The sequence below is a fragment of the Kitasatospora sp. NPDC008115 genome, from assembly GCF_042957205.1.
Taxonomy (GTDB): domain Bacteria; phylum Actinomycetota; class Actinomycetes; order Streptomycetales; family Streptomycetaceae; genus Kitasatospora.
This window is the reverse complement of record NZ_JBIBHU010000015.1, coordinates 179,410-204,905: the sequence shown is the minus strand read 5'-3', so window position 1 is coordinate 204,905 and position 25,496 is coordinate 179,410. Positions and strand designations below refer to the sequence as shown.

31 protein-coding genes and 1 pseudogene are annotated in these 25,496 nt (G+C 71.5%); 14 read left to right on the top strand and 18 right to left on the bottom strand.

Annotated elements, in window-relative coordinates; genetic code table 11:
• Positions 1–124 precede the first annotated feature (124 nt).
• Positions 125–964 (bottom strand): dimethylargininase, encoded by an 840-nt coding sequence (ddaH, locus tag ACFZBX_RS20690; RefSeq protein WP_391535210.1) that lies wholly within the window; start codon positions 962–964, stop codon positions 125–127.
• A 627-nt stretch (positions 965–1,591) separates the two neighbouring features.
• Between ddaH and ACFZBX_RS20685 the strand changes: the two genes are divergently transcribed.
• On the top strand, positions 1,592–1,762 hold the full coding sequence (locus ACFZBX_RS20685) for a hydrophobic protein (protein ID WP_391535209.1): 171 nt from the start codon (positions 1,592–1,594) through the stop codon (positions 1,760–1,762).
• Between the two features lie 625 nt (positions 1,763–2,387).
• On the opposite strand, the gene ACFZBX_RS20680 is transcribed toward ACFZBX_RS20685, so the two are convergent.
• From ACFZBX_RS20680 to ACFZBX_RS20630, 11 genes are all read right to left on the bottom strand, one after another.
• A complete protein-coding gene (locus ACFZBX_RS20680) occupies positions 2,388–2,573 on the bottom strand; it encodes a CsbD family protein (protein ID WP_391535208.1) in 186 nt (61 codons plus the stop codon).
• A 29-nt stretch (positions 2,574–2,602) separates the two neighbouring features.
• Positions 2,603–2,938 carry a gas vesicle protein K gene (locus ACFZBX_RS20675; RefSeq protein ID WP_391535207.1) on the bottom strand — a complete coding sequence of 112 codons (336 nt, stop codon included), beginning with the start codon at positions 2,936–2,938 and terminating at the stop codon, positions 2,603–2,605.
• 71 nt (positions 2,939–3,009) lie between these two features.
• Entirely contained in the window at positions 3,010–3,258 is a 249-nt protein-coding gene (locus ACFZBX_RS20670) for a gas vesicle protein (RefSeq protein ID WP_391535206.1), read from the bottom strand.
• Positions 3,255–4,055: a GvpL/GvpF family gas vesicle protein gene (locus ACFZBX_RS20665; protein ID WP_391535205.1), complete on the bottom strand. Its 801-nt coding sequence runs from the start codon at positions 4,053–4,055 to the stop codon at positions 3,255–3,257. Before ACFZBX_RS20665 ends, ACFZBX_RS20670 begins: the two co-directional genes overlap by 4 nt.
• Entirely contained in the window at positions 4,052–4,504 is a 453-nt protein-coding gene (gene gvpJ / locus ACFZBX_RS20660) for a gas vesicle protein GvpJ (protein ID WP_391535204.1), read from the bottom strand. Before gvpJ (ACFZBX_RS20660) ends, ACFZBX_RS20665 begins: the two co-directional genes overlap by 4 nt.
• 9 nt (positions 4,505–4,513) lie before the next feature.
• Positions 4,514–4,975: a gas vesicle protein GvpO gene (gvpO, locus tag ACFZBX_RS20655; protein ID WP_391535203.1), complete on the bottom strand. Its 462-nt coding sequence runs from the start codon at positions 4,973–4,975 to the stop codon at positions 4,514–4,516.
• A gap of 4 nt (positions 4,976–4,979) precedes the next feature.
• Positions 4,980–5,231: a gas vesicle protein GvpG gene (locus tag ACFZBX_RS20650; protein WP_391535202.1), complete on the bottom strand. Its 252-nt coding sequence runs from the start codon at positions 5,229–5,231 to the stop codon at positions 4,980–4,982.
• The gene (locus ACFZBX_RS20645) at positions 5,222–6,034 is read right to left on the bottom strand and encodes a GvpL/GvpF family gas vesicle protein (RefSeq protein WP_391535201.1); all 813 of its coding nucleotides are present in this window, start codon (positions 6,032–6,034) and stop codon (positions 5,222–5,224) included. Before ACFZBX_RS20645 ends, ACFZBX_RS20650 begins: the two co-directional genes overlap by 10 nt.
• Complete coding sequence (gene gvpJ, locus ACFZBX_RS20640; RefSeq protein WP_391535200.1) at positions 6,031–6,459, bottom strand: gas vesicle protein GvpJ; 429 nt, start codon at positions 6,457–6,459, stop codon at positions 6,031–6,033. The genes ACFZBX_RS20645 and gvpJ (ACFZBX_RS20640) overlap by 4 nt, the downstream gene beginning before the upstream one ends.
• Before the next feature lie 6 nt (positions 6,460–6,465).
• Positions 6,466–7,605 carry an SRPBCC family protein gene (locus tag ACFZBX_RS20635; RefSeq protein ID WP_391535199.1) on the bottom strand — a complete coding sequence of 380 codons (1,140 nt, stop codon included), beginning with the start codon at positions 7,603–7,605 and terminating at the stop codon, positions 6,466–6,468.
• A gap of 5 nt (positions 7,606–7,610) precedes the next feature.
• Positions 7,611–8,327, bottom strand: a complete 717-nt coding sequence (locus ACFZBX_RS20630) for a hypothetical protein (RefSeq protein WP_391535198.1) — start codon at positions 8,325–8,327, stop codon at positions 7,611–7,613.
• Between the two features lie 581 nt (positions 8,328–8,908).
• Between ACFZBX_RS20630 and ACFZBX_RS20625 the strand changes: the two genes are divergently transcribed.
• The gene (locus ACFZBX_RS20625) at positions 8,909–9,298 is read left to right on the top strand and encodes an STAS domain-containing protein (protein ID WP_391535197.1); all 390 of its coding nucleotides are present in this window, start codon (positions 8,909–8,911) and stop codon (positions 9,296–9,298) included.
• 23 nt (positions 9,299–9,321) lie between these two features.
• On the opposite strand, the gene ACFZBX_RS20620 is transcribed toward ACFZBX_RS20625, so the two are convergent.
• Positions 9,322–9,552, bottom strand: a complete 231-nt coding sequence (locus tag ACFZBX_RS20620) for a DUF6296 family protein (RefSeq protein ID WP_391535196.1) — start codon at positions 9,550–9,552, stop codon at positions 9,322–9,324.
• 331 nt (positions 9,553–9,883) lie between these two features.
• Here ACFZBX_RS20620 and ACFZBX_RS20615 point away from each other — a divergent pair, with 331 nt between their 5' ends.
• The 3 genes from ACFZBX_RS20615 to ACFZBX_RS20605 all read left to right on the top strand — a co-directional run bounded on the left by ACFZBX_RS20615 (position 9,884) and on the right by ACFZBX_RS20605 (position 10,687).
• Positions 9,884–10,147, top strand: coding sequence for a hypothetical protein (locus tag ACFZBX_RS20615; RefSeq protein ID WP_391535195.1), 264 nt, complete (start codon positions 9,884–9,886; stop codon positions 10,145–10,147).
• Complete coding sequence (locus ACFZBX_RS20610) at positions 10,144–10,383, top strand: hypothetical protein (RefSeq protein ID WP_391535194.1); 240 nt, start codon at positions 10,144–10,146, stop codon at positions 10,381–10,383. Before ACFZBX_RS20615 ends, ACFZBX_RS20610 begins: the two co-directional genes overlap by 4 nt.
• Positions 10,384–10,477: 94 nt before the next feature.
• Positions 10,478–10,687, top strand: a complete 210-nt coding sequence (locus ACFZBX_RS20605; protein WP_391535193.1) for a hypothetical protein — start codon at positions 10,478–10,480, stop codon at positions 10,685–10,687.
• A gap of 134 nt (positions 10,688–10,821) precedes the next feature.
• Here ACFZBX_RS20605 and ACFZBX_RS20600 read toward each other — a convergent pair whose 3' ends face one another.
• Positions 10,822–11,337 (bottom strand): hypothetical protein, encoded by a 516-nt coding sequence (locus ACFZBX_RS20600; protein WP_391535223.1) that lies wholly within the window; start codon positions 11,335–11,337, stop codon positions 10,822–10,824.
• A 186-nt stretch (positions 11,338–11,523) separates the two neighbouring features.
• Between ACFZBX_RS20600 and ACFZBX_RS20595 the strand changes: the two are divergent.
• Positions 11,524–11,681: pseudogene (locus ACFZBX_RS20595) on the top strand (pirin family protein); the annotation flags it as partial.
• Positions 11,682–11,936: 255 nt separating this feature from the next.
• Here the strand turns inward: ACFZBX_RS20595 and ACFZBX_RS20590 are convergent.
• The 3 genes from ACFZBX_RS20590 to ACFZBX_RS20580 all read right to left on the bottom strand — a co-directional run bounded on the left by ACFZBX_RS20590 (position 11,937) and on the right by ACFZBX_RS20580 (position 15,371).
• The gene (locus tag ACFZBX_RS20590) at positions 11,937–12,902 is read right to left on the bottom strand and encodes a carbohydrate kinase (protein WP_391535192.1); all 966 of its coding nucleotides are present in this window, start codon (positions 12,900–12,902) and stop codon (positions 11,937–11,939) included.
• Between the two features lie 44 nt (positions 12,903–12,946).
• Positions 12,947–14,179, bottom strand: coding sequence for an AGE family epimerase/isomerase (locus ACFZBX_RS20585; RefSeq protein WP_391535191.1), 1,233 nt, complete (start codon positions 14,177–14,179; stop codon positions 12,947–12,949).
• A 157-nt stretch (positions 14,180–14,336) separates the two neighbouring features.
• Complete coding sequence (locus tag ACFZBX_RS20580; protein WP_391535190.1) at positions 14,337–15,371, bottom strand: LacI family DNA-binding transcriptional regulator; 1,035 nt, start codon at positions 15,369–15,371, stop codon at positions 14,337–14,339.
• 443 nt (positions 15,372–15,814) lie between these two features.
• Here ACFZBX_RS20580 and ACFZBX_RS20575 point away from each other — a divergent pair, with 443 nt between their 5' ends.
• The 5 genes from ACFZBX_RS20575 to ACFZBX_RS20555 all read left to right on the top strand — a co-directional run bounded on the left by ACFZBX_RS20575 (position 15,815) and on the right by ACFZBX_RS20555 (position 21,104).
• A complete protein-coding gene (locus tag ACFZBX_RS20575; protein ID WP_391535189.1) occupies positions 15,815–17,062 on the top strand; it encodes an aminotransferase class V-fold PLP-dependent enzyme in 1,248 nt (415 codons plus the stop codon).
• Positions 17,063–17,161: 99 nt separating this feature from the next.
• On the top strand, positions 17,162–18,481 hold the full coding sequence (locus ACFZBX_RS20570) for an ABC transporter substrate-binding protein (RefSeq protein ID WP_391535188.1): 1,320 nt from the start codon (positions 17,162–17,164) through the stop codon (positions 18,479–18,481).
• A 29-nt stretch (positions 18,482–18,510) separates the two neighbouring features.
• Positions 18,511–19,497, top strand: coding sequence for a carbohydrate ABC transporter permease (locus ACFZBX_RS20565; protein ID WP_391535187.1), 987 nt, complete (start codon positions 18,511–18,513; stop codon positions 19,495–19,497).
• Entirely contained in the window at positions 19,494–20,330 is an 837-nt protein-coding gene (locus tag ACFZBX_RS20560; RefSeq protein ID WP_391535186.1) for a carbohydrate ABC transporter permease, read from the top strand. The genes ACFZBX_RS20565 and ACFZBX_RS20560 overlap by 4 nt, the downstream gene beginning before the upstream one ends.
• A gap of 225 nt (positions 20,331–20,555) precedes the next feature.
• Positions 20,556–21,104, top strand: coding sequence for a GNAT family N-acetyltransferase (locus ACFZBX_RS20555; protein WP_391535185.1), 549 nt, complete (start codon positions 20,556–20,558; stop codon positions 21,102–21,104).
• Between the two features lie 192 nt (positions 21,105–21,296).
• On the opposite strand, the gene ACFZBX_RS20550 is transcribed toward ACFZBX_RS20555, so the two are convergent.
• The gene (locus tag ACFZBX_RS20550) at positions 21,297–21,761 is read right to left on the bottom strand and encodes a DUF6326 family protein (protein WP_391535184.1); all 465 of its coding nucleotides are present in this window, start codon (positions 21,759–21,761) and stop codon (positions 21,297–21,299) included.
• A 159-nt stretch (positions 21,762–21,920) separates the two neighbouring features.
• Between ACFZBX_RS20550 and ACFZBX_RS20545 the strand changes: the two genes are divergently transcribed.
• From ACFZBX_RS20545 to ACFZBX_RS20535, 3 genes are all read left to right on the top strand, one after another.
• Positions 21,921–23,060, top strand: coding sequence for a sensor histidine kinase (locus ACFZBX_RS20545; protein ID WP_391535183.1), 1,140 nt, complete (start codon positions 21,921–21,923; stop codon positions 23,058–23,060).
• The gene (locus ACFZBX_RS20540; protein WP_391535182.1) at positions 23,057–23,713 is read left to right on the top strand and encodes a response regulator; all 657 of its coding nucleotides are present in this window, start codon (positions 23,057–23,059) and stop codon (positions 23,711–23,713) included. The genes ACFZBX_RS20545 and ACFZBX_RS20540 overlap by 4 nt, the downstream gene beginning before the upstream one ends.
• A gap of 685 nt (positions 23,714–24,398) precedes the next feature.
• A complete protein-coding gene (locus ACFZBX_RS20535; RefSeq protein ID WP_391535181.1) occupies positions 24,399–25,220 on the top strand; it encodes an SDR family NAD(P)-dependent oxidoreductase in 822 nt (273 codons plus the stop codon).
• Positions 25,221–25,496: the final 276 nt, after the last annotated feature.

Genomic DNA, 25,496 nt, shown 5'->3' with positions numbered 1-25,496 from the left:
GTGGGGTCGGGGGCGGTGCGAAGAGCGGTGATGAGTGCGGCGCTGACCGGTCCGCGCGGGCTCGGCAACGCGGGCGGCGCGCCGGCGGCGGAGTGCCGGGCGAGACCGATCGCGGGGGTGGGGGTCACGCTCCCTCCTTCGGTGCCGGGTGCAGTTCCAGGACGCAGCATTTCGGCCCTCCTCCGCCCTTGAGCAGTTCGGGCAGGTGCACGGGGACGGGGACGAAGCCATCGGCGTGCAGTTGGGCGGCGAGGCCGTGGGCGGCCTCGGTGAGCAGGACGTGGCGGCCGTCGCTGATCGCGTTGAGGCCGAGCACGGCGGCGTCCTGGTCGGTGGCAAGGACCGCGCGGGGGAAGAGCGTGCGCAGGGTGCGGTTGCTCTTGGGGGTGAAGGCCTGCGGGTAGTACATGATCTGGTCCTCGCTCAGGACCGCCAGCGCGGTGTCCAGGTGGTAGAAGCGCGGATCGACGAGCTGCAGGCTGACGATGCGTCGGCCAAGCGCCAGCTCGGCCTCGCGGTGGGCGGCGGGGCTCGTGCGCAGGCCCGAGCCGGCCAGGACCAGGTCACCGACGGGCAGGAAGTCGCCTTGGCCTTCGTTCGGCAGCTCGGCGATGGTGGGCCGGTATCCGGCCCGGCGGAACCAGGCCTGGTGGGCGGCTGCTTCCGGCGCCCGCTGAGGGTGCCGGAACCGGGCGACCAGCACCCGGCCGTCCACCACCGAGGCCCCGTTCGCCGCGAACACCATGTCGGGCAGCCGCGGCCGGGGAGGAAGCTCCTCCACCCCGTGCCCGAGCCGGAGCAGGGTGTCGCGGAGCATCTGCCACTGCCGTAGCGCGGCTCCGGTGTCCACCGGGCGGCTCGGGTCCATCCACGGGTTGATCGCGTACTCGACCGCGAAGTAGGTCGGCGGGCAGGCCAGGAAGCGCCGACGGGTCGCGATCCGGGACGGCACGGTGGTGGTCATCAGCTGTTCCTGAGGTCGGAGGTTCGCTAAAGGGTAGGAACCCGCAGAAGTTGAGCCAGCCCAGGCCGCGCTCCTCCGGTATGCGCCGGATTTCGGCGGTGGCCCGTTCCATTGCGCACCCCAGCCGGCCGTCGCGGTGGGCCGGCGAGGTGGTGAGCCGGTCCGCGGAGTGGGTGGTCTGCCGTGCGAACAGGCCCTTCGGATCCGGCCGGCCCGGTTCACCCGGTCCTCGGCACAGCCGCGGACGCCGCCGGTCCGGCTGGCCGCGACCGCGATGTCCATCGCGTCGCCGATGAAGCGAGACACGGACGCGGTTCGCCCTCACCGCTCCGCGTCCGGCGCCGTGCCGGACGCGGGGGTAGAGCCGACCTGGGCGGGCCAGGGACCGCTCCTGCCGTTTGGGGTGCAGGCACCCCAGGGGTTCGCGGTGCAGTCGCTCCTGATCTCCATGCTCACCTCGATGGATTACGGCCGCAACCGCGCCTACCCGGCGCCCCGGCCGCCACACGCGGGCCACCGCGCTGCGGGGGCGTGCCGCGCGAGATCCGCCCGCAGCCCGTGTGAACAGACATACGAACGCCCGGACCGGGCAGGCGAGCCGTGAACTCGACTCCAAGGAGGCATACCGTGGTACCGCTTCTTCTGGTCCTGCTGCTCGCCCTGCTGCTTTTCGGGCTGGGCTTCGCAGTGAAGGTCCTCTGGTGGGTGGCGATCTTCGTGCTGGTGGTGTGGCTGATCGGCTTCGTTGCCCGGAGCACGAGCTCAGCGGGTAGCCGTGGCCGTTGGTACCGCTGGTAGCCGTGCCCAGCGCGGGGCTCCACCGACACCCGGTGGAGCCCCGCCCGATGCCAGCCCAGCGAGGCGTGGCCGTACGCGCCGGCTGACGAGCACAGCCGACGATCCTGCCGACCACGCTCCGCCGCCGGAGCCCGCGGCATGCGTCCGCCAGCGGCCGCCCTGCCGCCGTCGCGAAGCCGGTCAGTGACGGCACCGAGGCGCGCACCCGAGACGACGAAGCCCCGGGCGGCTGGACGCGTACTCCAGCGCCAGTGCCTCCGCCGGGCGCCCCGGCACGGGGGTCGGCTTCCGCAGCATCGCCACCTCCAGGCCAGTCACCGTCACCGGTGCCGCAGTCGGCCGCTTCGGCGGGGTGGTCGGCGGCTGTGCCGGCGCGTCCGTGGCCCAGATCCTCGCTGTGGGGACCGGACCGGCCAGGGCGGGTTGTTCGGCCGAGGCCGCCGTTCTGCTGCGCCGGCCAGACCGGCTCGAGGCCGCCGCCGTGTGGCGCCGAGCTGCTCGGCGTCGAGGGCGCCGCAGCAGGCTCCGGCCCGAGCACCTGCGATGCTCCGTCCGCCCCGGCGCAACGACATCCGCCCGCCGGTGTGAATCAGCGACGGGCGGACGGCTCTTCAAGGGTGGGTTGTCAGTGGCCGGTGAGGTCCTTCACCGCGTCCTTGGTCTTTCGGCCGGCCTGAGCGGTGGCGCCCTTGACCTGCTCTGCCTTGCCCTTGGCGATGAGTCGCTCGTTGCCGACCGACTTGCCGGTGGCTTCCTTGATCTTGCCCTTCGCCGCGGTTGCGGTGTGCTTGGCCTTCTTGCCTGCGCTCATGGGTTTTCGCTCCTTCGTGGAGGCGGGGTTCAATGGGGCGTGTGCCCCGGGCCGGCGGGTCCACGCGTGTAGCGGGTGGTTCCTGCGGGGTTGGCGGCGGGCTGGTCAGGGGCCAGGAGGGGACCGAGCGGGCCGAGGTCGATGTTGAGGTCGTCCGGGGTGAGGTCGAAGTGTTCGCGCAACTCGTCGATGCGTTGTTCCAGGGCCATCAGGGTGAGGCCGAGCGATTCGATACGTTCATCGTCGAGGTCTCCCTGGTCGATGCGGCGCAGGGCCTGGCGTTCCATGAGCTGGTGGACGAGTTCGACCAGGGCCAGGACCAGGCAGGTGAGGTCCCGGGCGACGGTTTCGGGCTCCAGTGGCACGCGGCGGGCGCCGGCCTGCCGCCGCGTGTGAGCAGGGGGGCGGTCGGCGGGTGACGTGTTCGGTCGTCGGCTCACCCCGGCCCCCCGTTCTCCTGGGCATCCTTGACGGCGGGGTCGAGGGCGGCGCGCACGGAGGCGATCATGGCGCGCAGGCTGATGCGGACCAGGTCGACGTCGGCGATGGACAGGGTGATCTCGCCGGCGATCACGACGCCGCCGGCCAGCAGGCGGTCGAGCAGGTCGACCAGGGCCACGTGCCTCTCGGGCACGGCGGGCGCGAGTGCGGGGCCGGCTGGGACGAGCGGGGGGTCGGTGGTCATGGCGGGCCGCTCCCGAAGTCGGAGACCGCGGTGAAGGAGTAGGGCGGCCAGGGCCCGGTCGTTTCCAGACGCAGGCCGGGGAAGCGGGTGGCCAGCGCGCTGACGGCCTCGTGGAACGCGGCGGTGAGGGCCTGTTCGACGAGGTAGGCGCCGTTGAGGAGCATCGGCTCGGCGGGGCCCGTCGCCCCGGCTTGCTGCAGGGGGTGGCACACGGCCGAGGCGGCCGATCGGGCGAGCGCGGTGTGGACCCTGAGGGCGTCGTCCGCGGCCTGCTGGTGGGCCTGTTCCTGCCGGTGGTGATGGGCTTGGCGGCGCAGGAGGTAGGCCGTGCCGGGACGGGCGGACGGATCCTGCCGCGGATCGCCGCCTTGGACGTCGTGCGGCGGGTCGGTGGGTGAGAGGTAGACCTTGACGCCCCATTCGATGCGGCCGGCGATGCGTCGCAGCGCGGTGGTCAGCTCGTCGCGGTGCTCCGTGAGCATGGCGGCGGCCCGTTGGTCGTCGCGGTAGAGGACGGCGAACCGCAGGGGCAGCACCGGGGCGGTGCGGGCGAGGTGGGAGACCACGTGGTGGTGCGCGCGTACGGCGTGCTCCAGCCAGAGGGCGTCCTCCAGGTGTGCGCGGACGGGTTCCTCGTCGAAGTCCGACCGGGGCACCGCGCCCGCCAGTGCGGTCAGGCCCGGTCCGGCGATGGCGTGCAGTGGCTCGCCGGCCACACCGGTCAGACCGGGCGGTGCGCTACGGCCGGCGCCGGTGATCGCGTAGAGCCAGGTGTTGGTGGGCGGGTGAGCGCTCATGGGAGACCGGTCCGGGGAGAACGCCGGGTGCGCGGCGTCGTGCGGGCGGGCGGGGTGTCGTGGTCCGGCGGCTCCGCCGGGTCGTCGTACCCCTCGGACGCCTCCGGGGCGGCGGGCGCGCTGCGGGCGGCTTCGAGGCGGCCGATCCGTTCCCGCAGACGCCGGTTCTCCAGGGCGAGGTCGCGCCGGCCCGAGGAGAGGCTCGGGTCGTGTTCCCACCAGTCGATGCCCATGTCACGAGCCCGGTCGACGGAGGCGATGAGCAACCGGATCCTGATCGTGAGCAGCTCGATGTCCAGGAGGTTGATCCGGATGTCGCCGGCGATGACGATCCCCTTGTCGAGCACGCGCTCGAGCAGGTCGGCCAGATTGGCGGGCTGCGGCGCCGCGGACGTCCTCGGCAGGTGCGAGACAGGACCGGAGCCGCCGTAGCCGCTCAGCTCACTCATGGCGAGTCCTCATGACAACTCCTCGTTCGCCCGCCCCCGGTGGTAGCGGCGCTCCCTGCGGTAGGAGACGAGTTCGCCCTCCGGGTCCAGCACCACCTGGTAGACGGCCAGGATGTCGGTCGAATCGGGGATCCGGCGGGTCTCCAGCACCTCCACTCCCACCCGCCAGCCGTCCGCTTCGCGGGTGAGTGAGGTGATCCCCTCCGCGCTGCGGCCTGTCATCTCCTGGACGCAGACGGCCGCCTTCGCCGCGGCGGTCTGCGCGTCGGGCCGGTCGGGCTCGGCACGGTGCGTGGCGGAGGGCCGGCGGTCGGCGGCGGTGTGCGACTGCGGGTCGGACGATCGGCGCCGTGCGGCCGGAGCCTTGCTCTCGGGACCGGACGGCGTCCGTGGACGCCGCCGGGCCGGCTCGGGGTCCTCCGTACGGCGGGCCGGTGCGGCACGGCGCGGGCGCGGCTCGTTCTCGGGCACGGATCTACACCTCCAGACCGCCGTCGGCGTCCTCGGTCCGCCACAGGAGCCGTACGAGTTCATCCTCCTGCGCGGTGGCTTCCTCCTCGCTGATCGCGCCACTCGCGCGTGCCGCCTCCACTTCCGCCAGCCGGGCGCGGATGGCCGTGGCATCGGTCAGTTCCCGGCGGGCCTGCGCGTAGAGCTGCTCGGCCACCCAGACGACCCCGCGCGCGGGGGCCAGGGGAAGGGTCAGCAGGCCGGTGATCAGCCCCATGGCCGGTCCGCCCCCTCGTCGGTGCGCCGGGCTTCCACGGCGTCCCCGGCGAAGTCGTACGGGGCGATCGGGCCGAGCAGCCGCAGTGCGACGCGACCGGACCATTGGCGGGCGAGGCCTTCCGCCGCCTTCTCGAACGCGTCCCAGTCGTCCTTCCTGACGAGGAACGACGCGCTCACCGCCCGGTCGCCCGGTGCGTCGGCGCTGGGAGACGCCTTGACGGCCACCGCGAGCGGCGCCAGGCGTTCCAGCGTCTCCAGGGTGTCGGCCTCCCGGAGGGAGGCGATCTCTCGCGCGATCATCTCGCCGAGCCGCACCCGCTCGTAGTAGGTCGCCTCCTGCGGGAGGGCGGCGACATCCATGTGCAGCCGCGCGATGTCCTCCCGGTCGGCAAGCACCTCCCGCAGGACGTGTTCCTCCTGGTAGGTGCCCAGCAGCGTGAACTGCGCGGTGCCGCGCAGGTCTTCCAGCGCGCGCAGGAACGCGTCCTCGTGGGGGGCGAGCAGTTCGTCGATCACGGCTCCGAGGTCGCGGACCACCCCGCCGAACCGCATCGGCAGCACCGGGCCGTGGGCGGCCAGGGTGTCCAGGACACGGGCGTGGGCCTTCAGGTCGGCCGCGGTGCCCAGCGGGCCGTCGACCACCACGGCGCTGACCAGTGCGGCGAGGCCCCGGTGCGGCACCAGCCCCACCCGGGCGGGCGGGTCGCCTATCCCTTCCAGCCCCGAGGAGTCGACACCTTTCGGTACGATCCCGTACACGTAGCAGGCCCGTTCCTCGGCCGGGGTGCCACGGCCGTTCATGACTCACGCTCCTTGTGCTGGGTGCGTGAGCGGGACCGGGGCCGCTCCTGGCGCTCGGGCTCCTCCTCCTTGTCGCCCTTGACCCGGTCGATCACTTCGCCGACCGACTCCTTGACGCCTTCGAGCGCCCCTCTGGTCTTGCTCCGGGCTCCGCCCCGGCCCATGTCCTCCACCAGTTCGGGCAGCCCCTTGGTGTTGTCCTCCCGCAGGTCCAGGCGGTTCACCGCCTCGGCGAACCGCAGGTACGTGTCGACACTGGCGACCACGATCCGCGCGTCGACGGTCAGCAGCTCGATACCGACCAGCGAGACCCGGATGTAGATGTCGATGACCAGACCCTTGTCGAGGATCAGGTCGATGACGTCGACCAGACCGCTCGAGGAGGGCCGGTCAAGGTAGTGACTGGGGCGCTGGGCGACGGTCATGGCGGCTCACCTCGCCCGCGCCGGCGCGCGCCTGCGGGATCGTGAGGCGGCACGTCCGCCGGAGTCCGACTCCTCGTCCTCCTCGTCCCCCTCATCGTTCTCGTCGTCTCCGTAGTCGTCCTCCTCGTCGTAGTCCTCGGGCTCCGCCTCGTCGTCGTAGTGCTCCGGCTCGTCTTCCGAGCCTTCCTCGGGCTCCTCCTCGTCGTCCCCTGCCTCCGGAGACTCGTCCTCCCAGTCCTCGCCCGCGGCGTCCTCGCCCTCGCCCTCGCCCTCGTCGTAGTCGTCCTCGGCGCCTTCCTCCTCCATGGCGTCCTCATGGGAACGCACGACGTCACCGTCGCGGATCTCACCGCGCCAGCCCTCGACCGAATCCGGGTCGAGGATCGTGCGGGTCATCACATGGCGGCGGAAGTGCTTGAGCTCCAGACGCGTCCGCCGGCCCGGCGCCCGCCACAGGTTGCCCATACGCTCGACCAGGCCCTGCGGGTGGTACTCCAGCACCAGCAGGATCTTGGTCAGATTCGGTGTCAGCTCATGGAAGGTGACCGTGCCGTCGACATAGCCCTTGTCCCCCTTGGACCGCCAGACGATCAACTCGTCCGGGACCTGCTCGATGATCGACGACTCCCAACTGCGGTGGGAGAGGAAGATCCCGGCCTTCCAGGCGATCTTCTCGTCGGACTGCTGCTCCACGCTCTCGAGCCGCTTGGTGAAGCGGGGGAAGTCCTGGAACTGCGTCCACTGGTTGTAGGCCACCCGCACGGGGACCCCGACCTCGGTCTCCTCGACGATGTTCGTCACCTTGAGCTTGCCGCCCTTGCCGCCTCCTCCGCCACCGCCTCCGGTGAGTTTGTTGCCGACCAGCTGCTTCACGCCGGCGGCACCGGCCGCCAGCATCAACCGCATCGACGACGTCCCGCCGCCCTCTCCGTCGCCGTGGCCGCCCAATCGGCCGCCGCCGCGTTCCGCGTAGTCGGCGAGCCGGCTGGTGGTGCCGGCGATCTTGTCGCTCGCCGCCGCCACGGCCCGTTCCCCTGCAGCTGCTGCCAGATTGCGCGCCTGCTGCATCAACGCGTCGGTCGGCAGGGCCTCCATCACTTGACCCAGCCCCAGCGGGCCCTGGTCCTTCTTGGTCTGCTCGGCCATTGTCGTCACCCCTGCTTGCGCGCCGACGAGGCACGCGTGCTCGTGGTCCTGCGCGCCGCACCGGCGTTCTTCGCCGAGGTCGCGGCACTCTTGCGAGCGGAGCCCGCGGATGCCGCGGCCTTGCGGGGCGCGGTCGAAGCCGTCTTCTTCGCGGATGCCGTCCTACTCGGGGAGGCCTTCTTCGCCGGGGCCTTCGACCCACCCGACCTGTCCGCCGACCGCCCGGAGGAGGCCGTCGAGCGGGAGCCGCTCTGCCGGGAGCGGGCCGGACGCTTCCCGTCACCGTCGCCGCCATCCTCCTGTTCCTGGTCCTGTCCCTCGGGGCGCTCCTCTTCGGGGTGCTCCTCCTCGGGCGTTTCCTCCTCGGTCTCCTCTACGGCGTCCGTGTCCTGCGCTTTCTCCGGGTCCTCGTCACGACGGGGGATTCCCGCGCGCAGGCCTTCGGCCCGCCGCTGCAGCTGGTCGGTCAGCGCGCTGACCCGGTTGCTCGCCGCCGCGGTGGCCGCCTTCGTCCCCGCCTTGGCGAGTTCCCCGCGCACGTTCCCGGCCAGCTGGCGGAGCTGGGGCGATGATTCCAGCGCCTGCCCAAGGAGCACCCCGGGGTTGGCACTCAGACGTTTGCCCGCCGCCATGCCTGCGAGAGCCAACGCCCAACGGGCCTTGTGCATACGCCCGAGGAGGTAGCCCGTACCCACAGCGACGGCAAGCTTGGCATTGTTCATGATCGATGTCCCTGGAAGAGTGCCTGGACGGCCCCCGCCTCTCCACTCGGGAAAGCCACTCCACGGCCCGGCTGTCTACCCTCGCCCACCCTGGGCAAACAACGGAGTGTCACGAACTTTGTGTTCGGTCCCGCCAACGCCTGGGAATCACTTGAGGTCAGGTAGTGTCCGCAGTCGCATTTGATGGGCGTAGCAGGCCATTCTGTAGCAGAAAGTCATCACCTTGTCGCCCTTCGGTGAAGCCCTTCGCACTGCGGCGAAGGGACCGACATGGTCGAGGGCGGTGCAGAGAAGCGACCGGCCATGGTCGGCGACCCGGAGGGCGCTGTCGACCGCTCGGCCCCGCTCCCGCGGTGTGGCCGCGCACGCGCTGCCATCCGGCGAGAGTGTTGGCCTCGGCCGCGAAGACGTCCGGCGTCGGCGTGCCGGTCGGCGGGGCGCGCGGGCGGGTCGGACGCGAAGATGTCGTCGGGCCCGGGCTGAGCGGCCGGTCCCGGTGGCGCCGCACCCGCTGGCGCGGGAACGCCGCGCGGCGGCAGGCTCGAGAGCGGACAGCTTCCCGCGCCGAAGGAGGCCCGCTCATGTCCCCCCGGCACCCCTTGCGCGCCGCCGCCGCCGTGCCCGGCCCGCTGCTGCGGATCACCACCGCCCACTTCCCTGATGGGGCCGAGGTCGTGCGTCTGGACGGCACCGTGGACTACGACCAGCGCGCCCGCCTGCACGACGCCCTCGACCGGGCCCTGGACGGGCGGCCGCACCTACTGGTCGTCGACCTGTCCCACCTGCTGTTCTGCGACTCCACCTGCCTCAACGAACTGCTGCGCCTTCGCCTTGCGGCCCAGGCTGGCGGAACCGGGCTGGTCCTGGCCGCCGTCCCGGCGCAGGCCCGTCGGCTGCTGGATGCGACCGGCACCAATGAGGTGTTCACGGTTCGGCCCAGCGTCCGCGCGGCCCTCGCGAGCACCAGCTGACGGCACAGGCGGCCAGAGCGCGGTCAGGGCATCGGCACGGCCTCCAGGCACGGGAGCCGGCCGTCGTAGTCCGCAGGCGCGGACAGCACCGTCGCCACCTCGCCCTCGATCCGCAGCCGCCACTGGCCGGTGCCATCCGCCTGTCCGCCACCCGGCGCGATGCCGTCACTCAGGTGCACCGGGAGCACCGTCGGCCGCTCGTGCGCGCCCGGACGCCCGGGCAGGGTCACCGCATACCGCTGGTGTACAGGCACGTCCACCGCCTCCTCACCGGCACGGCCACCGGGACACTGGTCGGCGCCCCGGGAGCGGTCGGCCGGTCCAGGCCCGGGCCGCGCGCCCGTTCACCACGCTCACCTCACCGAGCGGCCCACCCAACCCCGCCCGCACACCTCACGCGGGCGGCGGGACCTCGGGTGCACGACGCGGCGCGCGGCTGCCCCTACCCCCCACCGAACGCCGCACGCCCTGCGCGGGAACGCGCTCACCGGCCACCGACGAGCCCCGGGGCGGTGCCGGCGGCCGACGTGGGCCGACCGGCCGACCCCGGGTGTCACCACCGCCCCGGTGCCCGATCCTCGGACCATGGCCTCGATCGTCGTCCTCTTCGAACTGCACCCCGGCCAGGTGCTGGACCCCGACCGGGCCGAGCCCGCGGTCATCGCCGTGCACGCCGCCGGGGCGGACCCCGACGTGCCGGAGGACCCGCAGGCGAGCACCCTGTGTGGGCGCGACACCGCGGCCATGGAAAACGCCCACTACCAGGGCGGCTACGGCGAACCGTGGTATCCGCCCGCGCTGGCCGACTTCCGGTGCCGGGAATGCGATCGCGCGCTGCGGGCCTCGTGAGCGCGGCCCGCGACCGCTCGAAGCCGGAGAAGTCGGCGCCGCAGGGCAGCGACGAGACCGGCGACGAGCTGTTCGTCCTGGCACCCGACGCGTTCACCAAGGCGAGGGACGAGGGCTCGGCCCGCGCCCGCGCGGCCGGCGACCGCGCGGGCACCACCCGCATCAAGGCCCTGCACCGCCCTACCGCGGCGGCTTCGCCGTCAACCGCCTCGCCCGCACCCACCCCGACGAGGTAGCGCCGCTGCTGGACCTCGGCCAGCGCTGCGCCAGGCCCAGGAGCAACTGGCTGGCGCGGAGCTCCGGGAGCTGCCCGCCCAATGGCACCGGCTGGTGGCCGCGCTCACCGCCCGGGCCCGCGCCACGGCGGCCGAGGCCGGGGTTCGGCTCAGCGAGGCGCAGCAGCGCGAGGTCGAGCAGACGCTGCGCGCCGCGCTGGCCTCGGCGGAGGCGGCGGCCGAGGTTGCGGGCGGGCGGTTGTCGGCCGCGATCGAGGGCGCGGCCGCCGTCAGCGGCGTGGTGTGGTGGCTGAGCCATCGATGAAGGCCGTAGCGGGCCCCTGGCGGCCATCTCTCGGGCCTTCCCGCCACTCGTCTGCTCGAGCGGTGGGAAGGGTCTCGGAGAGGGGTCAGGACGTTTCCGGGCCGCTCAACGGAGGGCGCAGAGGGGCCGCACAGCTACCGGGCTTGCTGAAGGCCTTGAGTGAAGGCACCGTCCACCGCCTCCAGATCCGTGCCTCGGGCGATGACCTCGACGGGGCCTCGCAGTCTGAGGCGCAGCTCCACCGACAGGTCGGCTGCCTGGTCGGTGAACAGATCCCGTTCGAACTCCCAGGCCTGGGAAGTGGTGAGCGGCAGTTGGTACAGAACGGCGCCGGTCTGTCGATGGAGTGCGGCGACGAGGAGGTGAATGGTCCGATGCCGGGGGAGGCGCTCCCACAGCCGTCCCTCACCGTTCCACGGCACTGGCTCGGCCGGCACTTCCACGGGCGGTAGGTCGGCGGTTGGGACGTCGTGCCGCAGCTCGGTCTTCCACTCCGCGACGAGGGCGACTGCCGTCTCCCTCGTGGCCGTGGCGACCGGCAAGCCGCCCAGGTGCAGCACGAAGGCGTGCACGGTGGCGGTACGCCGGTTCGTGATCGGCACCAGGGCTGTGGCCTTCTCCGCGTTCTCGCGGTCGAGGGACGGCAGCACCGAGGTGTAGGTGTCGGCGGTCAGGGCGATCGTGGAGTGGCCCAGGACCTCCTGGACGACCTTGAAGTCGGCGCCCGCGCCGAGCAGCAGGGTGGCCGTCAGGTGCCGCAGGGTCGTGCAGTCGTACGGGTGGCAGGCCGAGCCGAAGGCACAGCAGCTCGAATCGGTCGGTGATGAAGTCGGGGGTGGAACCTCATCGCCCGCACCGGCGACGAGATCCTCCAGCCCGCAACGACTGGGAAACCGGCACCCGCTTCGGCCAGGTCCACGGCTACGACGGCCCCCGCCTCCACGCCCCCACCTTCCCCGACACCCCCCTCAAGGCGCGAGGGCGCCAGCGCTGACCTGCGAGGACGATGCCGAAGCGGCCTGCCCGGCCAAAGCCGTCGGAGGGGGGTGGGTGTTCGCGGGCCTCGGCGGGAGCGGCCACTCCCCGGTCCGGTCGACCCGGGGATGCGGTGTGTCGGTCATGGTGGCCGACACCGCCGGCGCCGTCGTTTCCGGGTGACGCTACCGGGCGAACTGTCGGGCGGTCGGGAACGCCGAAGGTCCGGCAGTTCCGGCGCAGGGAGGGCCGCGGGTCACTCGGGGTGGTGTGGTCAGATCCCGGAGTGGCTTCCTCCGGAAGTGCTGCTTCGGACGCTCGCCCGGTAGGCGGCCAGTTCCTCGGCGGTTGGCGGGTTGGCGCCCGGCCGGGTGCAGGTGAAGGCGGATACCAGGGACGCCGTGTCCAGCAGTTCGGCGAGGGTGGCGGTGTCGATCCCGTGCAGGCGGCCCGCGTTGTCCGGGCCGAGCAGGTCATGGCGGTGCAGCGCGTCGAGCAGGCCGGCCATGAACGCGTCGCCCGCGCCCACGGTGTCGGCGACCGTGACCCTCCGGGCCCGCTGCTCCACCGTTCCCGCGCGGCAGACCCCGACGGCGCCGGCCGCACCTCGGGTGACCACGACCAGCGACGGGCCCAGCGCCAGCCACTGCCGGGCGACGTCGACGACGTCCTGCCCGGGCCGTAGCCACGCGAGGTCCTCGTCGCTGGCCTTGACCACGTCGGCCGAGGCGACCAGCGACTCGATCCGGGCGCGCGCCTGCTCGGGGTCGCCCATCAGCGACGGGCGGCAGTTGGGGTCGTACGAGACGGTCCGGCGGCCGCGGGCCCGCTCGACCAGGCGGCGGACGGTGCTCGCGCCGGGCTCCAGCGTGGCCGCGATCGAACCGGTGTGCAGGCAGGCGCTCCCCGCGAGCAGCTCGTCCGGCTCCAGGTCCGGGAGCTGCCAGGTGATGGCGAACTCGTAGGTCGCGGAGCCCGACTCGTCGGTGCGGGCGATCGCGGTGCTGGTGGGGTGCTCGTCCACGGCCCCCGCCGCGAGGGCGACGCCGCTGCCGACCAGGTGGCGGGCGAGTCGGGTGCCGTGGGCGTCGGGACCGAGACGGGTGAGCAGCGCGACGTCGTTGCCCAGGCGGCCGAGGCCGACCGCGACGTTGGCCGGGCTGCCGCCCGGGTGCGCGGTGGTCCGGCCCTGGTCGGACCGCACCAGGTCCATGACGGCTTCGCCGACGACTGTGATCACGTTCGGTCCTTCCCGGGTCGGGGCAATCTGGGTCTGACGGGACTTCAGGCGAGCTTGCGGCGCAGCGCCTCGGCCAGCGCGGGTGCGGCGGGAAGCCGCGGGATCAGGGTGGCCTGCACGGCGTGGTAGGCGTCCGGCTTGCCGGGCCAGACGGTCGCGGCGGGGGAGTTCTGCGGGTTCAGCTCGTGGTGCCAGCTGCCACGGGCGCGGTCGAGGAACACCTCCTCGGTGTACTGCCACCAGGTGCGGTACCAGCGTTCGTACGCGGCCTTGCCGGTGACCCGGTGCAGGACGGCGGCGGCGGCGATCGCCTCGGCGGCGACCCAGTGCATGCGGGCGCGGACGGCCGGAGCGCCGTCCCAGCCCACCGTGTAGACGAAGCCCGGCGAGCCGTCCGCGTGCCAGCCGTCCCGGATGCCGGCGGCGAACAGCGCCTCGGCGTCGTCGAGCAGCCAGCCGGGCGGGTCGGGCAGGCTCGCGCGCAGCCCGAGCATCAGCCGCGCCCACTCGAACCAGTGGCCGACGGTGGCGCCGTACGGGCGGAACGGGTCGTCGGGCCGCTCCTGGTTGTAGTCGTACTGCGGGGTCCACTCGGTGTCGAAGTGCTCGATCACGCGCCAGTCGGCAGCGCGGGCGTGGACGTGCACGATGCGCCGGGCGATCCACAGCGCCCGCCGGTGCCAGATCGGGTCGCCGGTGACGTCGCCGGCCGCGAGGAACGCCTCGACGGCGTGCATGTTGCTGTTGGCGCCGCGGTAGGGCTCGCAGGCCTCCCAGGGCAGGTCCCAGGACTCGACCAGCAGGCCCTGCTCCTCGTCCAGGAAGCGGCGTTCGATCACGTCGAGCGCCTCGGTCAGCAACTCGCGGGCGCCGGGGCGTCCGGCGGCGGTGGCGCCGGAGGCGGCCAGCACCACGAAGGCATGGGCGTAGGCGGACTTCTCGGCGGTGAGCGGGGTGCCGTCGCGGTCCACGCCGGTGTACCAGCCGCCGTGCTCGCGGTCGCGCAGCAGCCCGGTCAGGGCGGCGAGGCCGTGGTCGACGAGGGCCGCCGCGTCCGGGTCCCCGAGCAGGTGCGCGAGGGCGAAGACATGGGTCATCCGGCAGGTGATCCAGGTGTGGACGGCTCCGTCCTGCTGCACGGCTCCGTGTTCGTCGAGCCACCCGAAGCCACCTTCGGGCAGCCGGGCACCGCGGGCGAAGCCCAGCAGCCGGTCCTGCTCGGCCACCAGCCATGCCTCGTCGCCCGGTTGGGGGAGGCTCTCGGCCTGGGGGGACATCGTTCTCCTCGGTGGGCTGGGACTTGCTTTAGACAACGTTGTCAGAACGCTGCGTGGGTAGCATCACCCGCCGTTCCGCGACCTGTCAACAACGCGATGAGGCCGCTTGAGCCGGCCATCGAGAGGCCGGGACGCGGCTCGGGCCGGGACCCGGGGGTCAACGTGGCAGTTCGCCCGAGCCGCGCGGGACCAAGCGGGTGGGGATCTCCAGGCGCTGGACCTGGGCCTGCTCGCCGCGCAGGCGCCGGAAGAGGAGTTCGGCGGCCATCCGGCCCATCAGTGCGGGGTCCTGGGCGACCACGGTGACCGGCACGGGCAGCATGTCGGCGAGTTCGAAGTCGTCGAAGCCGACCAGGGCAGGCCTCTCTGGGCGAGTGGCCAGATTGCGGAGCACGGCGACCGTGGTCCGGTTGTTGCCGCACATCAGCGCGGTCACCGGATCCGGTCCGGACAGCATGCGGTCAAGGGCGAGGTGGATTCCCACCGGCTCGGGCTTGCCCATGGCGACCCAGGACATGGCGACCTCGTAGCCTTCGTGTGCCATCGCCTGCCGGTAGCCGGCGAGGCGTTCGGCCGCGGTGAAGATCGCGGGGTTGTCGCCGAGGTAGCCGATTCGCTGGTGGCCCTGCCGGATCAGGTGGCCGACCCCCTCCGCGACACCTCGGCGGTTGGCGGTCAGGACGGTGTCCACGGTGAGGCCGGTCACCGGGCGGTCGACGCTGACCACGGCGGTGCCCGCAGCCAGTTCGGGGGCGAGGAAGCCGTGGTCGAGCGCGGTCGGAACCACGATCAGGCCGTCCACCCGGCGGGCGCAGAAGTCGAGGGCCAGTTCCCGTTCGCGGGCCGGGTCCTCGGCGGAGGAGCCGGTGAGCAGCAGTGACCCGTGGGAGCGGGCCACGTCCTCGACCGCCCGGCTGAGCTGCGAGTAGAACGGGTCGGCGAGATCCTCCAGGATCAGCCCCACGCTGCTGGTGCGGCTGCCCTGGCGGAGCAGTCGGGCACCGTCGTTGCGGCGGAAGCCCAGTTCCTCGATCGCGCCGCGAACCCGGGCGGCGGTGGCCTCGCTCACGCCGGACTCACCGTTGACAACGCGCGACACCGTCTTGAGTCCTACACCCGCGGCAGCGGCCACGTCCTTCATGGTCGGCCGTGCGGGGACCTCGAGGCCTCGCTGCTCCGCGTTGTCCGGCATCACTTCAACCGCCCCTTCTGGCGCTTCGCCTGTCCTGTGATTCTACGGACTGCGTTGACATGTAGATAACGTTGTCAAAACGGTGCCGCATCATCCTGGGGCATGGCAAGCGGGGGTCTCGGGCACGGCTCCGGCATGACTCCCAGTCCTTCGCCGGCGTCAAGGTGCCCGATGAACTGCTGCTTTGCCGTTTCGGGACGCGGATTCCCTGGCATGAGGGGCACGGTCGGATGGCGCCGTTGCACGGGGGGAATGACTAGCCACCCCTTGACATGAGGTTCCGTGAGTGAGTTCAATCCCCCAACGCCGACAACGTTATCTAGCCGAAGTGGTCGGCCGGCCCGGGTCGGTCGCAGGCGCGGTGATGTGTCCGGCACCGAACCGGGAGGCCGGCCGCTCGGGGCTCGCGGTGCCATCGGTCCCGCGAAGTGGGCCGGCCTCCGATGATTGATGATTTCGAACTGGAGACCCTCGTGAACCGCGCGCCGCGCCCTCTGCTTCTCCCCGACGGCCGTCCCGCCGCGCAGGCATGGACGCTGGACCCGGCGATGAAGCACCTCAACCACGGATCCTTCGGGGCCGTCCCGCTGGCGGCTCAGCAGGAACAGCAGCGGCTCCGTGCCGAGATGGACCGGGCGCCGGTGGTGTGGTTCCCGGCGCTGCCGGGCCGGGTGGCCGGGGCGCGGGCGGCCATCGCCGAATTCCTCCGGGTCGACGTGCGCAACCTGGCGCTGGTCCCCAACGCCAGCGGCGGGGCCAGCGTCGTCTACGGCAGCCTCCCGGCACGGCGCGGCGGCGAAGTCGTGGTGACCGACCACGGTTACGGCGCGGTGACCATGGGCGCCGAACGGCTGGCGCGCCGCTGGGGCGGCAGCGTCCGCACCGCCCGGGTGCCGCTGGACGCCACCGCCGAGCAGGCCGCCGAGGCGGTGCTCGCGGAACTCACCGATCGGACCGGGCTGATAGTCCTGGACCACATCACCTCCTCCACCGCGCGCTGGATGCCGGTGAAGGAGATCGGCGCGGCCGCCAGGGAGCGCGGCATCCCGCTGCTGATCGACGGGGCGCATGTGCCCGGACTCGCCGAAGACCCCCTGGCCGGGCTGGAGTTCGACGTCTGGATCGGAAACCTGCACAAGTTCGGATGCGCCCCGCGAGGCGCCGCCGCGCTGGTGGCCGGCAGCGGGCTGCGCGACGAGCTCTACCCGCTGATCGATTCCTGGGCCGCCCGGGAGCCGTTCCCGCAGCGCTTCGACAACCAGGGCACCGTCGACGTCACCGGCTACCTGGCGGCGCCCACCGCGCTGGACTTCATCCGGCGGACCTGGGGCTGGGAGGCCGCTCGCGGCTATCTGCGCGAGCTGGCCGACTACGCCGAGGAGACCATCGGAGCGGCGATGGCGCAGCTCACCGGCGAGCGCGCCGCCGTCGACGTCGGGATGCCGGTGAACGCCCTGCGGCTGGTGCGGCTCCCCGCCGGGCTGGCGGCCACCCGTGAGGATGCCGACGTCCTGCGCGACAGGGTCGCGGCCGAGTTGGGCGTCGAGGCGGCGTTCACCAGCTTCGACGGCATCGGCTACTTCCGCCTGTCGACCCACGTGTACAACACGCCCGCAGATTTCGAGTACTTCGCCGAGCGCTGCGTCCCGGTGCTCGGCGATTGGGCTCTCAAGGCCCGATCAGCACGCTAGCGCGTCCCGATGAAATCCCCACGAAATCCCCACGGGAGTCCCTCCCGGAAGTCCCCCCGGATGCGCCCGGCGCATCGACCCCCACGAAAGAGGACAGCGATGAGAACCAGGAAGGCAGTCATCCTTGCCATCGCCTCGGCACTGGCGCTGAGCGCCTGCGTCAGCGGCGGCTCGACGAGCGGCAAGGACGGCAAGGACGGCAAGGTGCGCATCTCGATGGTCGAGAGCCTGACCAACCCGAGCCGCACCGCCGTGCTCAAGAAGCTGATCGGCGAGTTCGAGGCGCAGAACCCGACGATCAAGGTCGACCTGATCTCGCCGCCGACCGATCAGGCGGACCAGAAGATCCAGCAGATGCTGCAGTCCGGCACCGGCATCGACGCCCTCGAAGTCCGCGACACCACCGTCGGCGCGTTCGCCACCAACGGCTGGCTGCACGACATGGGGCCGGCACTCAAGGACTGGAGCGGCTGGGCCGGCCTGACGGACAACGCCACGAGGTACTCCAAGGACGCCAAGGGCCGTACCTTCTACATCCCGTACGGCTTCTACGGCCTGACCCTCTACTACCGCACCGACCTGACGGCCAAGGCCGGCTTCAGCACGCCGCCCGTGAGCTGGGACGACCTGCTCGCCCAGGCCACGGCCGTCCAGAAGCCCGACCAGCACCAGTACGGCTACGCGTTCCGGGGCGGCAAGGGCGGCAGCAACCTCGCCGTGCTGCAGATCGAGGCGTACGTGGCCGACAGGATCGACCGGGGCGACGCCTACAAGCTGACCGACGGGCGCACCATCTTCGCGGCGCCCGAGGCGCTGGACGCCCTGAACGCCTATCTCAAGCTGTTCCAGCAGGCCGCGCCGCCTTCCTCGGTCTCCTGGGGCTTCCCGGAAATGGTGCAGGGCTTCTCCAACGGCTCCACCGCCTTCCTGCTCCAGGACCCGGAGGTGATCGCCACCGTGGCCCAGTCGAAGGCGATCAACACGGGCCAGTGGAACACGGCTCCCCTGCTGACCGGCCCGGGCGGGAAGGCCTGTCAGCCGGTCGGGAGCGCGGGCTGGGGAACGGCGGCGAGCAGCAAGCACAAGGACGAGACCGCCAAGCTCGTCAAGTTCCTCGCCGAGGGCGAGGCGTCCGCCACGTTCACCAAGGAGAACGGCCTGGTGCCGGTCGTCAAGAGCGCCGCCGACGACCCCTTCTACAAGACCGGGCCCTGGGCGAGCTACCTGGCGATGAACCAGAGCCCGGACAAGTACCTCACCGTCGTCCAGCCGCGCTCGGTGGCCTGGTGGTCGGAGTGGAGCCAGAAGGCCGACGCCGACGTCCAGCGGATGCTGCTCGGCAAGGTCGGCACCAAGGACCTGCTCGCCGACTGGGACGCGTACTGGACCGCGAAGTGGAAGAACCAGCCGAGCCAGTAGCAGCCCGAATCACATCAGGAAGGCGGGAAATGACACTGTCAACTCCCGAGCAGACGGAGCGCCCCGCCACGACGGGGGGCGCTCCGCGCGCCACACGCACCGCCCCCGGCGGCCCCACCTCGCGCAAGCGGGTGTTCAACGTCCGCCGTGGACTCACCATCGCAGGCTTCCTCGCGCCGGCCGTACTGGCCGTCTCGGTCTTCGTCTACTACCCGATGATCACCGGCAGCCAGATGGCCTTCCGGAACTGGAACCTCAACGACCTGACCGACACCGCGTGGATCGGCCTGGGCAACTTCCGGGACATCTTCGCCGACCCGGCCTGGGGCACCGTACTGAACAACACGGTCTTCTGGGTCGTCGCCTCGATCGTGCCGCAGTTCCTGATCGGCTTCGCGATCGCGCTGTGGCTCAGGCGCCGGTTCCGCCTGCGCGGGCTGTACCAGGCGCTGGTCTTCTTCCCGTGGGCGATCTCCGGCTTCCTGATCGGCGTCCTGTTCCGCTGGATGTTCAACGGCGAGTTCGGTGTCGTCAACGACCTGCTGCAGAAGGCGGGCCTGATCAGCCGGCCGATCCCGTGGTTGGCCGACCCGGAGACGGCGATGACCGCCGTGGTCGTCGCCAACGTCTGGTACGGCGTCACGTTCTTCGCGATCATGATCCTGGCCGCCCTGCAGTCCATCCCGGACGAACTCTACGAGGCGGCGGCCCTCGACGGGGCCGGCCGGGTCCGCACGCTGTTCAGCGTCACCATCCCGTCGATCCGCGGGACGCTCAGCCTCACCGTGCTGCTCCGCGTCATCTGGATCTTCAACTTCCCGGACCTGATCTTCGGCATGACCGGCGGCGGGCCCGCGGACCAGACCCACATCGTCACGACGTGGATGATCTCCATCGCCCAGCAGGGCAACTACGGCAAGGCCTCCGCGCTCGGCCTCATCGTGATGGCGACGCTGTTCGTCTTCTCGCTCTTCTACCTCATGGCCACGCGCGAGCGGAAAGGATCCACCTCATGATCAACAAGCCCTCCGCCGCCGGCCGCGCCGCCCGCGTCGCCTTCCTGGGGACCTGGCTGGTGATCACGTTGTTCCCGCTCTACTGGATCATCGTGACCTCGCTGAAGAGCCCCGGGGCGATCTTCAGCTTCCCGATCTCCTACTGGCCGGACCAGATCTCCTTCGAGAACTACACCGGCCTGTTCTCCCACGCCCGGTTCGGCACGTACCTGGTCAACAGCCTGATCTGCGCCGCCGCCGCCGGTGTGACGGCTACCGGCATCGCGATGCTCTCGGCCTACGTGCTGGCACGCTTCGAGTTCCGCGGCAAGGGGGCGACGGTCATGGCGGCCCTGGTCACGCAGATGATCCCGTCCTTCATCGCGCTCGGCCCGCTCTACCTGCTGATGACCGACCTCGGCCTGGTCGACAACCGTCTCGGGCTCACCCTGGTCTACACGGCGATCTGCATCCCCTTCTGCACGGTGATGCTCCGAGGCTTCTTCGAGAACATCCCGGACACCCTGGAGGAGGCGGCCATGATCGACGGCTGCTCGCGGTTCGGGGCGCTGTTCCGGGTCCTGCTCCCGGTGATGCGGCCAGGCATCATCGCCGCGTTCATCTTCAACTTCGTGAACTGCTGGAACGAGCTGTTCCTGTCCGTCACCTTGATGAACAGCGATGCCAGGAAGACCGTCCCCACCGGGCTGAACGACTTCATCTCCAGCTTCAACATCGACTGGGGTTCGATGTCCGCCGCCGCCGTGCTGACGATCGCGCCGACCATGGTGCTGTTCGCGTTCGCGAGCCGGTACATCGTGCAGGGACTCACGTCAGGAGCGGTCAAGGGTTGACGGGCCCGCCTTGTGGATGTGAACGCGAGTACCGGCTGATGGCCGTCGCCCTGACGGCGACGGCCATCGGTGGCGCACCGGCGTGCGCGAGGTCGTCCTCGCCGAACATCCGGTGGCTGCCGATGTCCTGGTGCGGCAGGTGCCAAGAGTTGTGGATCGGGAGCGTCCACGATCGGCAGGACCGGGCCGCGCACCCTGTGCCACGACAGGGCGTTCGCCCGTGAGATGGTTGCTGTCATGACAGGTGGCGCGACTCCGGGCAGCGAGGTTGTACTCGAGACGACTCGTCTGCTCCTCAGACCTTGGCGGGTAGCCGAGGCTGTCGTCCAGCGTGAGCTGTGGACCGAACGTGATCCACGAGTGCCGAAGCACCGCCGCATCGACGCGGACGGACACCCCACGGTCGCGGAGATCGAGGATTCGATCCGCACCAACCAGCTTTGGTCGAGCGGGTTGCTGGCGGTCGAGCGGAAGGCCTCTCGTGACGTCATCGGCTACTGCGGGTTGGTCGACAGCGGGCGAGCGGCGCCAGGGGAACCGGAGCTGGCGTTCGAGCTGCTACGCCGAACTTGGCGTCAGGGGTACGCGACCGAGGCATCGTTGGCGGTTCTGGAATGGGCGAGGTCAGCGGGGTACGAACGCCTGTGGGCCACGGTCTGGGACTGGAACACCGCTTCTCGCCGTGTGCTGGCCAAGGTCGGGTTCACCGAGACCGAGCGGAAGGAAGTGGACGCGGAGTACGGGACCACCCTGTTCACCACGAGACGGCTCTGACACACCCGATGGTTGGCTTCGCGGACCGCTCCGAGCGGCCCGGCCCTGGCCCGTGCTGCCCTGGTAGAGGACCTCGGCGACGGCGAAGCCGTGACCGACGAAGAACCGGGTGGTTGGTGTCCCACCTCCAGGAGGCCCGCACCGCGGTACCGAGGCAGGTGGCTCGGAGCAGGGCGGGGACTGTTGTCGGGCTCACGCTTGTGGCCGGGCGTGAACGGTCGTCGACGGTGCGGTGCGGGGCCAGGTCCACGCGAACCGCATGACGAGGGCGAGAAGGAGCAGCTCCAGTACGACGCCGAGGCCGTAGAAGTACAGCCAGGACGCGCCCACCACGTTGAACGCCGTGACGGGGACGTAGAGCGAGGCCACGATGAGGTTCGCGATGCGGTTCACCCTGGCGGGCAGCGTCATCGACAGCACGACCATGAGGATCGGGACGGCCACGAGTATCAGCGCCGTGGTCGAGAAGGTCTGGGAGAGGTCGAACTTGAAGACCTTGCCGTTGAGGATGTCTTCGACGACGCCGGGCGTGAAGAAGTTGAGAATGTCCACGTAGGCGTACAGGAACATGAAGCTCGTCCATGTTGCGGCGAGCTTGGCTCGTACCGGCATCCGCTGGTCTTCCAGGGTGGCGGTGGTGGGTTGACGCATTCTCATCATGGGCTCCGTTGCGGTGGGAATCGGTAGGTCCACGATCGCTGAGCCCGCCGGCGGGCGCCTCGGCCCGGAGGCCGGGGTTCGCCTGGCCGATGGAATGGTCCGTCTCTCGTTCTTTCGGCGGGTACACCGAGGCGCGCCGGTCCCTAGGCTGGAGCCGTGTTCACTTTCCGGCGCTCCATCTGGCACGAGCCGCGGCCTGCTGACGCCCCACCCATCGGTCGGCCCGACCGGCTGCTGGTGGGCGTGCTCGCGGCCGCCGTCTTGGTCGAGGGCATCGCTCGGCCGGGCCTGGCCTGGCGACCCCTTGTGACGGTGCTCGCCCTGGCGCTGATGCCTGCCCTGCTCTGGCGGCGGGGCCACCCCCTGATGGCCGCCCTGGCCGGGTGGGGCTTCGCCGGGCTGCTCTCGGTCCTGCAGCTGACTGCGCACACCGGGGACCTCGACCTCTACTCCATGATGGCCGTCCTGATCCTGCTCTACTCCCTGGTGCGATGGGGCTCGGGACGGGAGATCGTCGTGGGGACGGCGTTCGTGACAGCCGTCGTCGCGCTGGGGATGTACGCCTCCTCCGCGGGCTGGGCCGACGTTTTCGGCGGGAGCGTCCTCCTGCTGTTGTTCGTCGCCCTCGCGGCAGTGTTCCGCTACCGCGCGGACCTCTGGCATCGCCAACAGCGCGAGATCCGCAATCAGGAGCGGGTGGCGCTGGCGCGAGAGCTGCACGACACCGTGGCCCACCACGTCTCGGCCATCGCGGTGCAGGCGCAGGCCGGTGGCGTGGTCGCCGGAATCCAGCCCGAGAAGGCTGTCGAGGTCCTGGCCGCGATCGAGTGTGAAGCGTCGCGAACCCTGGCGGAGATGAGATCCCTGGTGCGGGTCCTGCGTGAGGAGGACGCCGTCGCCTACTCACCGCAGCCGGGTGTCGCGGACCTGCCTGCTCTGGCGCGAGCCGACGCGACGCCCACAGTCGAGGTCTCGCTGAACGGTTCGTTGGCCCGGCTGGCACGATCCGTGGACGCCGCGCTCTACCGGCTCGCGCAGGAGTCGCTGACCAACGTCGTACGACACGCCCGGAGCGCGACCCGCGTCGCGATCGACGTGCGCCGGGAGGGCGACGCCGTCAGGCTGCGTGTCAGCGACGATGGACGGACCGAGCCGGGGCCGGCCCCGGAGCCCGGGTTCGGCCTGCTGGGCATGGCCGAACGCGCCCGGCTCCTCGGCGGATCGCTCTCCGCAGGGCCGGGGCCCGAGGGTGGCTGGGTGGTCGAGGCCGTGCTGCCGGTGGAGGCGCTGGCATGAGCATCCGTGTTGTCGTCGCCGACGACCAGGACTTGGTCCGGACCGGGCTGGTGATGATCCTCGGCGTGCAATCCGACATCGAGGTCGTGGGGGAGGCGGCAGACGGGCTCGCAGCGCTCGACCTGGCGACCCGGCTGCGTCCCGATGTCCTCCTCGTCGACATCCGGATGCCCGGGCTCGACGGCGTCGAGGTGACGCGGCGCCTGGCCGGGCCGGACGTGAGGGACCCGATGGCGGTCGTCGTGATCACCACCTTCGACCTCGATGAGTACGTCCTCGGCGCCCTGCGCGCCGGCGCCCGCGGCTTCCTGCTCAAGGACGCCGGGCCGGAGCTCCTCGTGCAGGCCATCCACGCGGCGGCCAACGGGGACGCGCTGATCGCCCCGAACGTCACCCGCCGGCTGCTGGCGACCTTCGCCGACCAGGTGCCGGTGGCACCGGTCCAGCCGATCGACCCGCTCACCGAGCGCGAGGAGGAGGTGCTCGCGCTGGTGGCACGGGGCCGGACCAACGCCGAGATCGCCACCGAGCTCTTCATCGGTCTGAGCACGGTCAAGACCCACGTCGCATCGTTGATGACCAAGCTCGACGCACGCAACCGCGTCGAGATCGCGATGTGGGCACACGACACCAGACGTGTGAGAGCCGGTTAGCGGGTACAGATCGCGGCGTAGGCACGTGGGGTTCGGTAGCGGACCAGAACAGGTGGGTGTCGAGGCGTTCGTCGTGCAGGCGACCGTTGAAGGACTCGATGGAAGGGCACTCGTCCCGGACCTGGGCGGGGGAGGGGATGGCGGCGCGCCTGGGGTCGTGCGCGGGGGCTTGACGCCGTCGAGCGGGTTGCGTCGTAGAGGCCGAGCCGGTGGGCGTCCAGCAGGATCGACTTGAGGTTGTCGGAGGCGCCCATTCGGCGACACCGCGTGCGTCGGCGGCGGCCTCCTGGTGCTCGTACTGGGCCGATCCGGCGAGCTGTTACTTCGGCTGGTCACGGATGTCAAAGGCCCGTCAGGGAGTCGTCAGGGGACCGTCAGAGCGGCGGGGCCGGGCTTGCCCGGGCGGCCGTCGAGGACGTTGGATGAGGGCATGAACCGCTCGACACGCCATCACGACCGCCCGCCGCATCCGCGGCCGCGGGTTGTCGCGGTCGCGGTCGCCATCGTCCGGTAGGTTCCGGCCTCCGGCGTGTGCCGCTCAAGGACGTCCGCCTCCCGGCCGTTGTATGCGGGGAGGCGGACGCTTCTCCCCCCGTTCCACCCTCTTCGCATCGCCGGCCCCCGGGGGCGTGATCCGTCACGCCCGCCGGCACCCCGGCGGTGCCCGTTCACCCTTGGATGGGTCATGTCCGACGCTGTTCTGTCCGCCCGCACCGCCCTCGTCACCGGAGCCTCCTCCGGGATCGGCTGGGAGAGCGCCCGCCTGTTGGCCGGGCTCGGGGCCACCGTGCTGGTCCACGCCCGTACCACCGCCGAGGCCGAGGACGCCGTCGACCGCCTGGTGGCCGCCGGTGCCCGCCGGGACCAACTCGTCGAACTGGCAGCCGACTTCACACGGCTGTCGGAGGTTGCCGTGCTGGCCGGAACGGTGGTGAAGCACTACCCGGCGCTGGACCTGCTGGTCAACAACGCCGCCGCGATGGCGCCCGAGCGCTGCACCCTCACCGACGACGGCAACGAGGTCTCGCTCCAGGTCAACTTCCTCGCCGCGCACCTGCTCGCCAAGCTCCTGCGGGCCCCGCTGTCCGCGGCCGGGGACGCCCGGATCGTCAACGTGTCCTCCTCGCTGCACCGCACGGCCTCGATGAACTGGACCGACCCGCACCGGGTGAAGAAGTACTCCCGGGTCGCCGCGTACGCGCAGTCGCAGCTCGCCCTGACCATGGCGACCGCCGACATGGCCCCGGCCGGCTCCGGCATCACCGCCGTCAGCCTCAACCCGGGGCTGTGCGACACCGCGCTGCTCCCGCTGTACGGGCGGGTCGGCGCACCGGCGGCCGAGGGCGCGGCGGCCGTGGTCCGGCTCTGCCTGCCCTCCACCGGGCTGATCAACGGCGAGTACTACGACGGGGGCGAGCTCGCCCCGACGGCCGCGGCCGTGCAGGAGGAGCGCTCGCAGAAGCGCCTCGCCAAGCTGGCCGACCAGCTGGTCCACCGGGCCGCCTGAACCACCCGTCCCGCGAGGAGGGAACGGCATGTCCAAGCGCGCCCGCAAGAAGAAGGCCCGGCGGAAGAAGAAGGCCAACCACGGCCGCAAGGCGGGAGGGCGGTAGCCCGACAGCCCGATGACTCACCCGGTGCCGCGTGCCACCGGCACCGGGTGACACCCCGACGGCCCCCCGAGGCCCTCGTTCGTGACCGTGCGGACGGCCGGCCCCGGGGGCCGCGGCATGCGCGGCGCCGCCCAGGTGCCGTCAAGCAGACGGATGCCGGTCCGGACGCA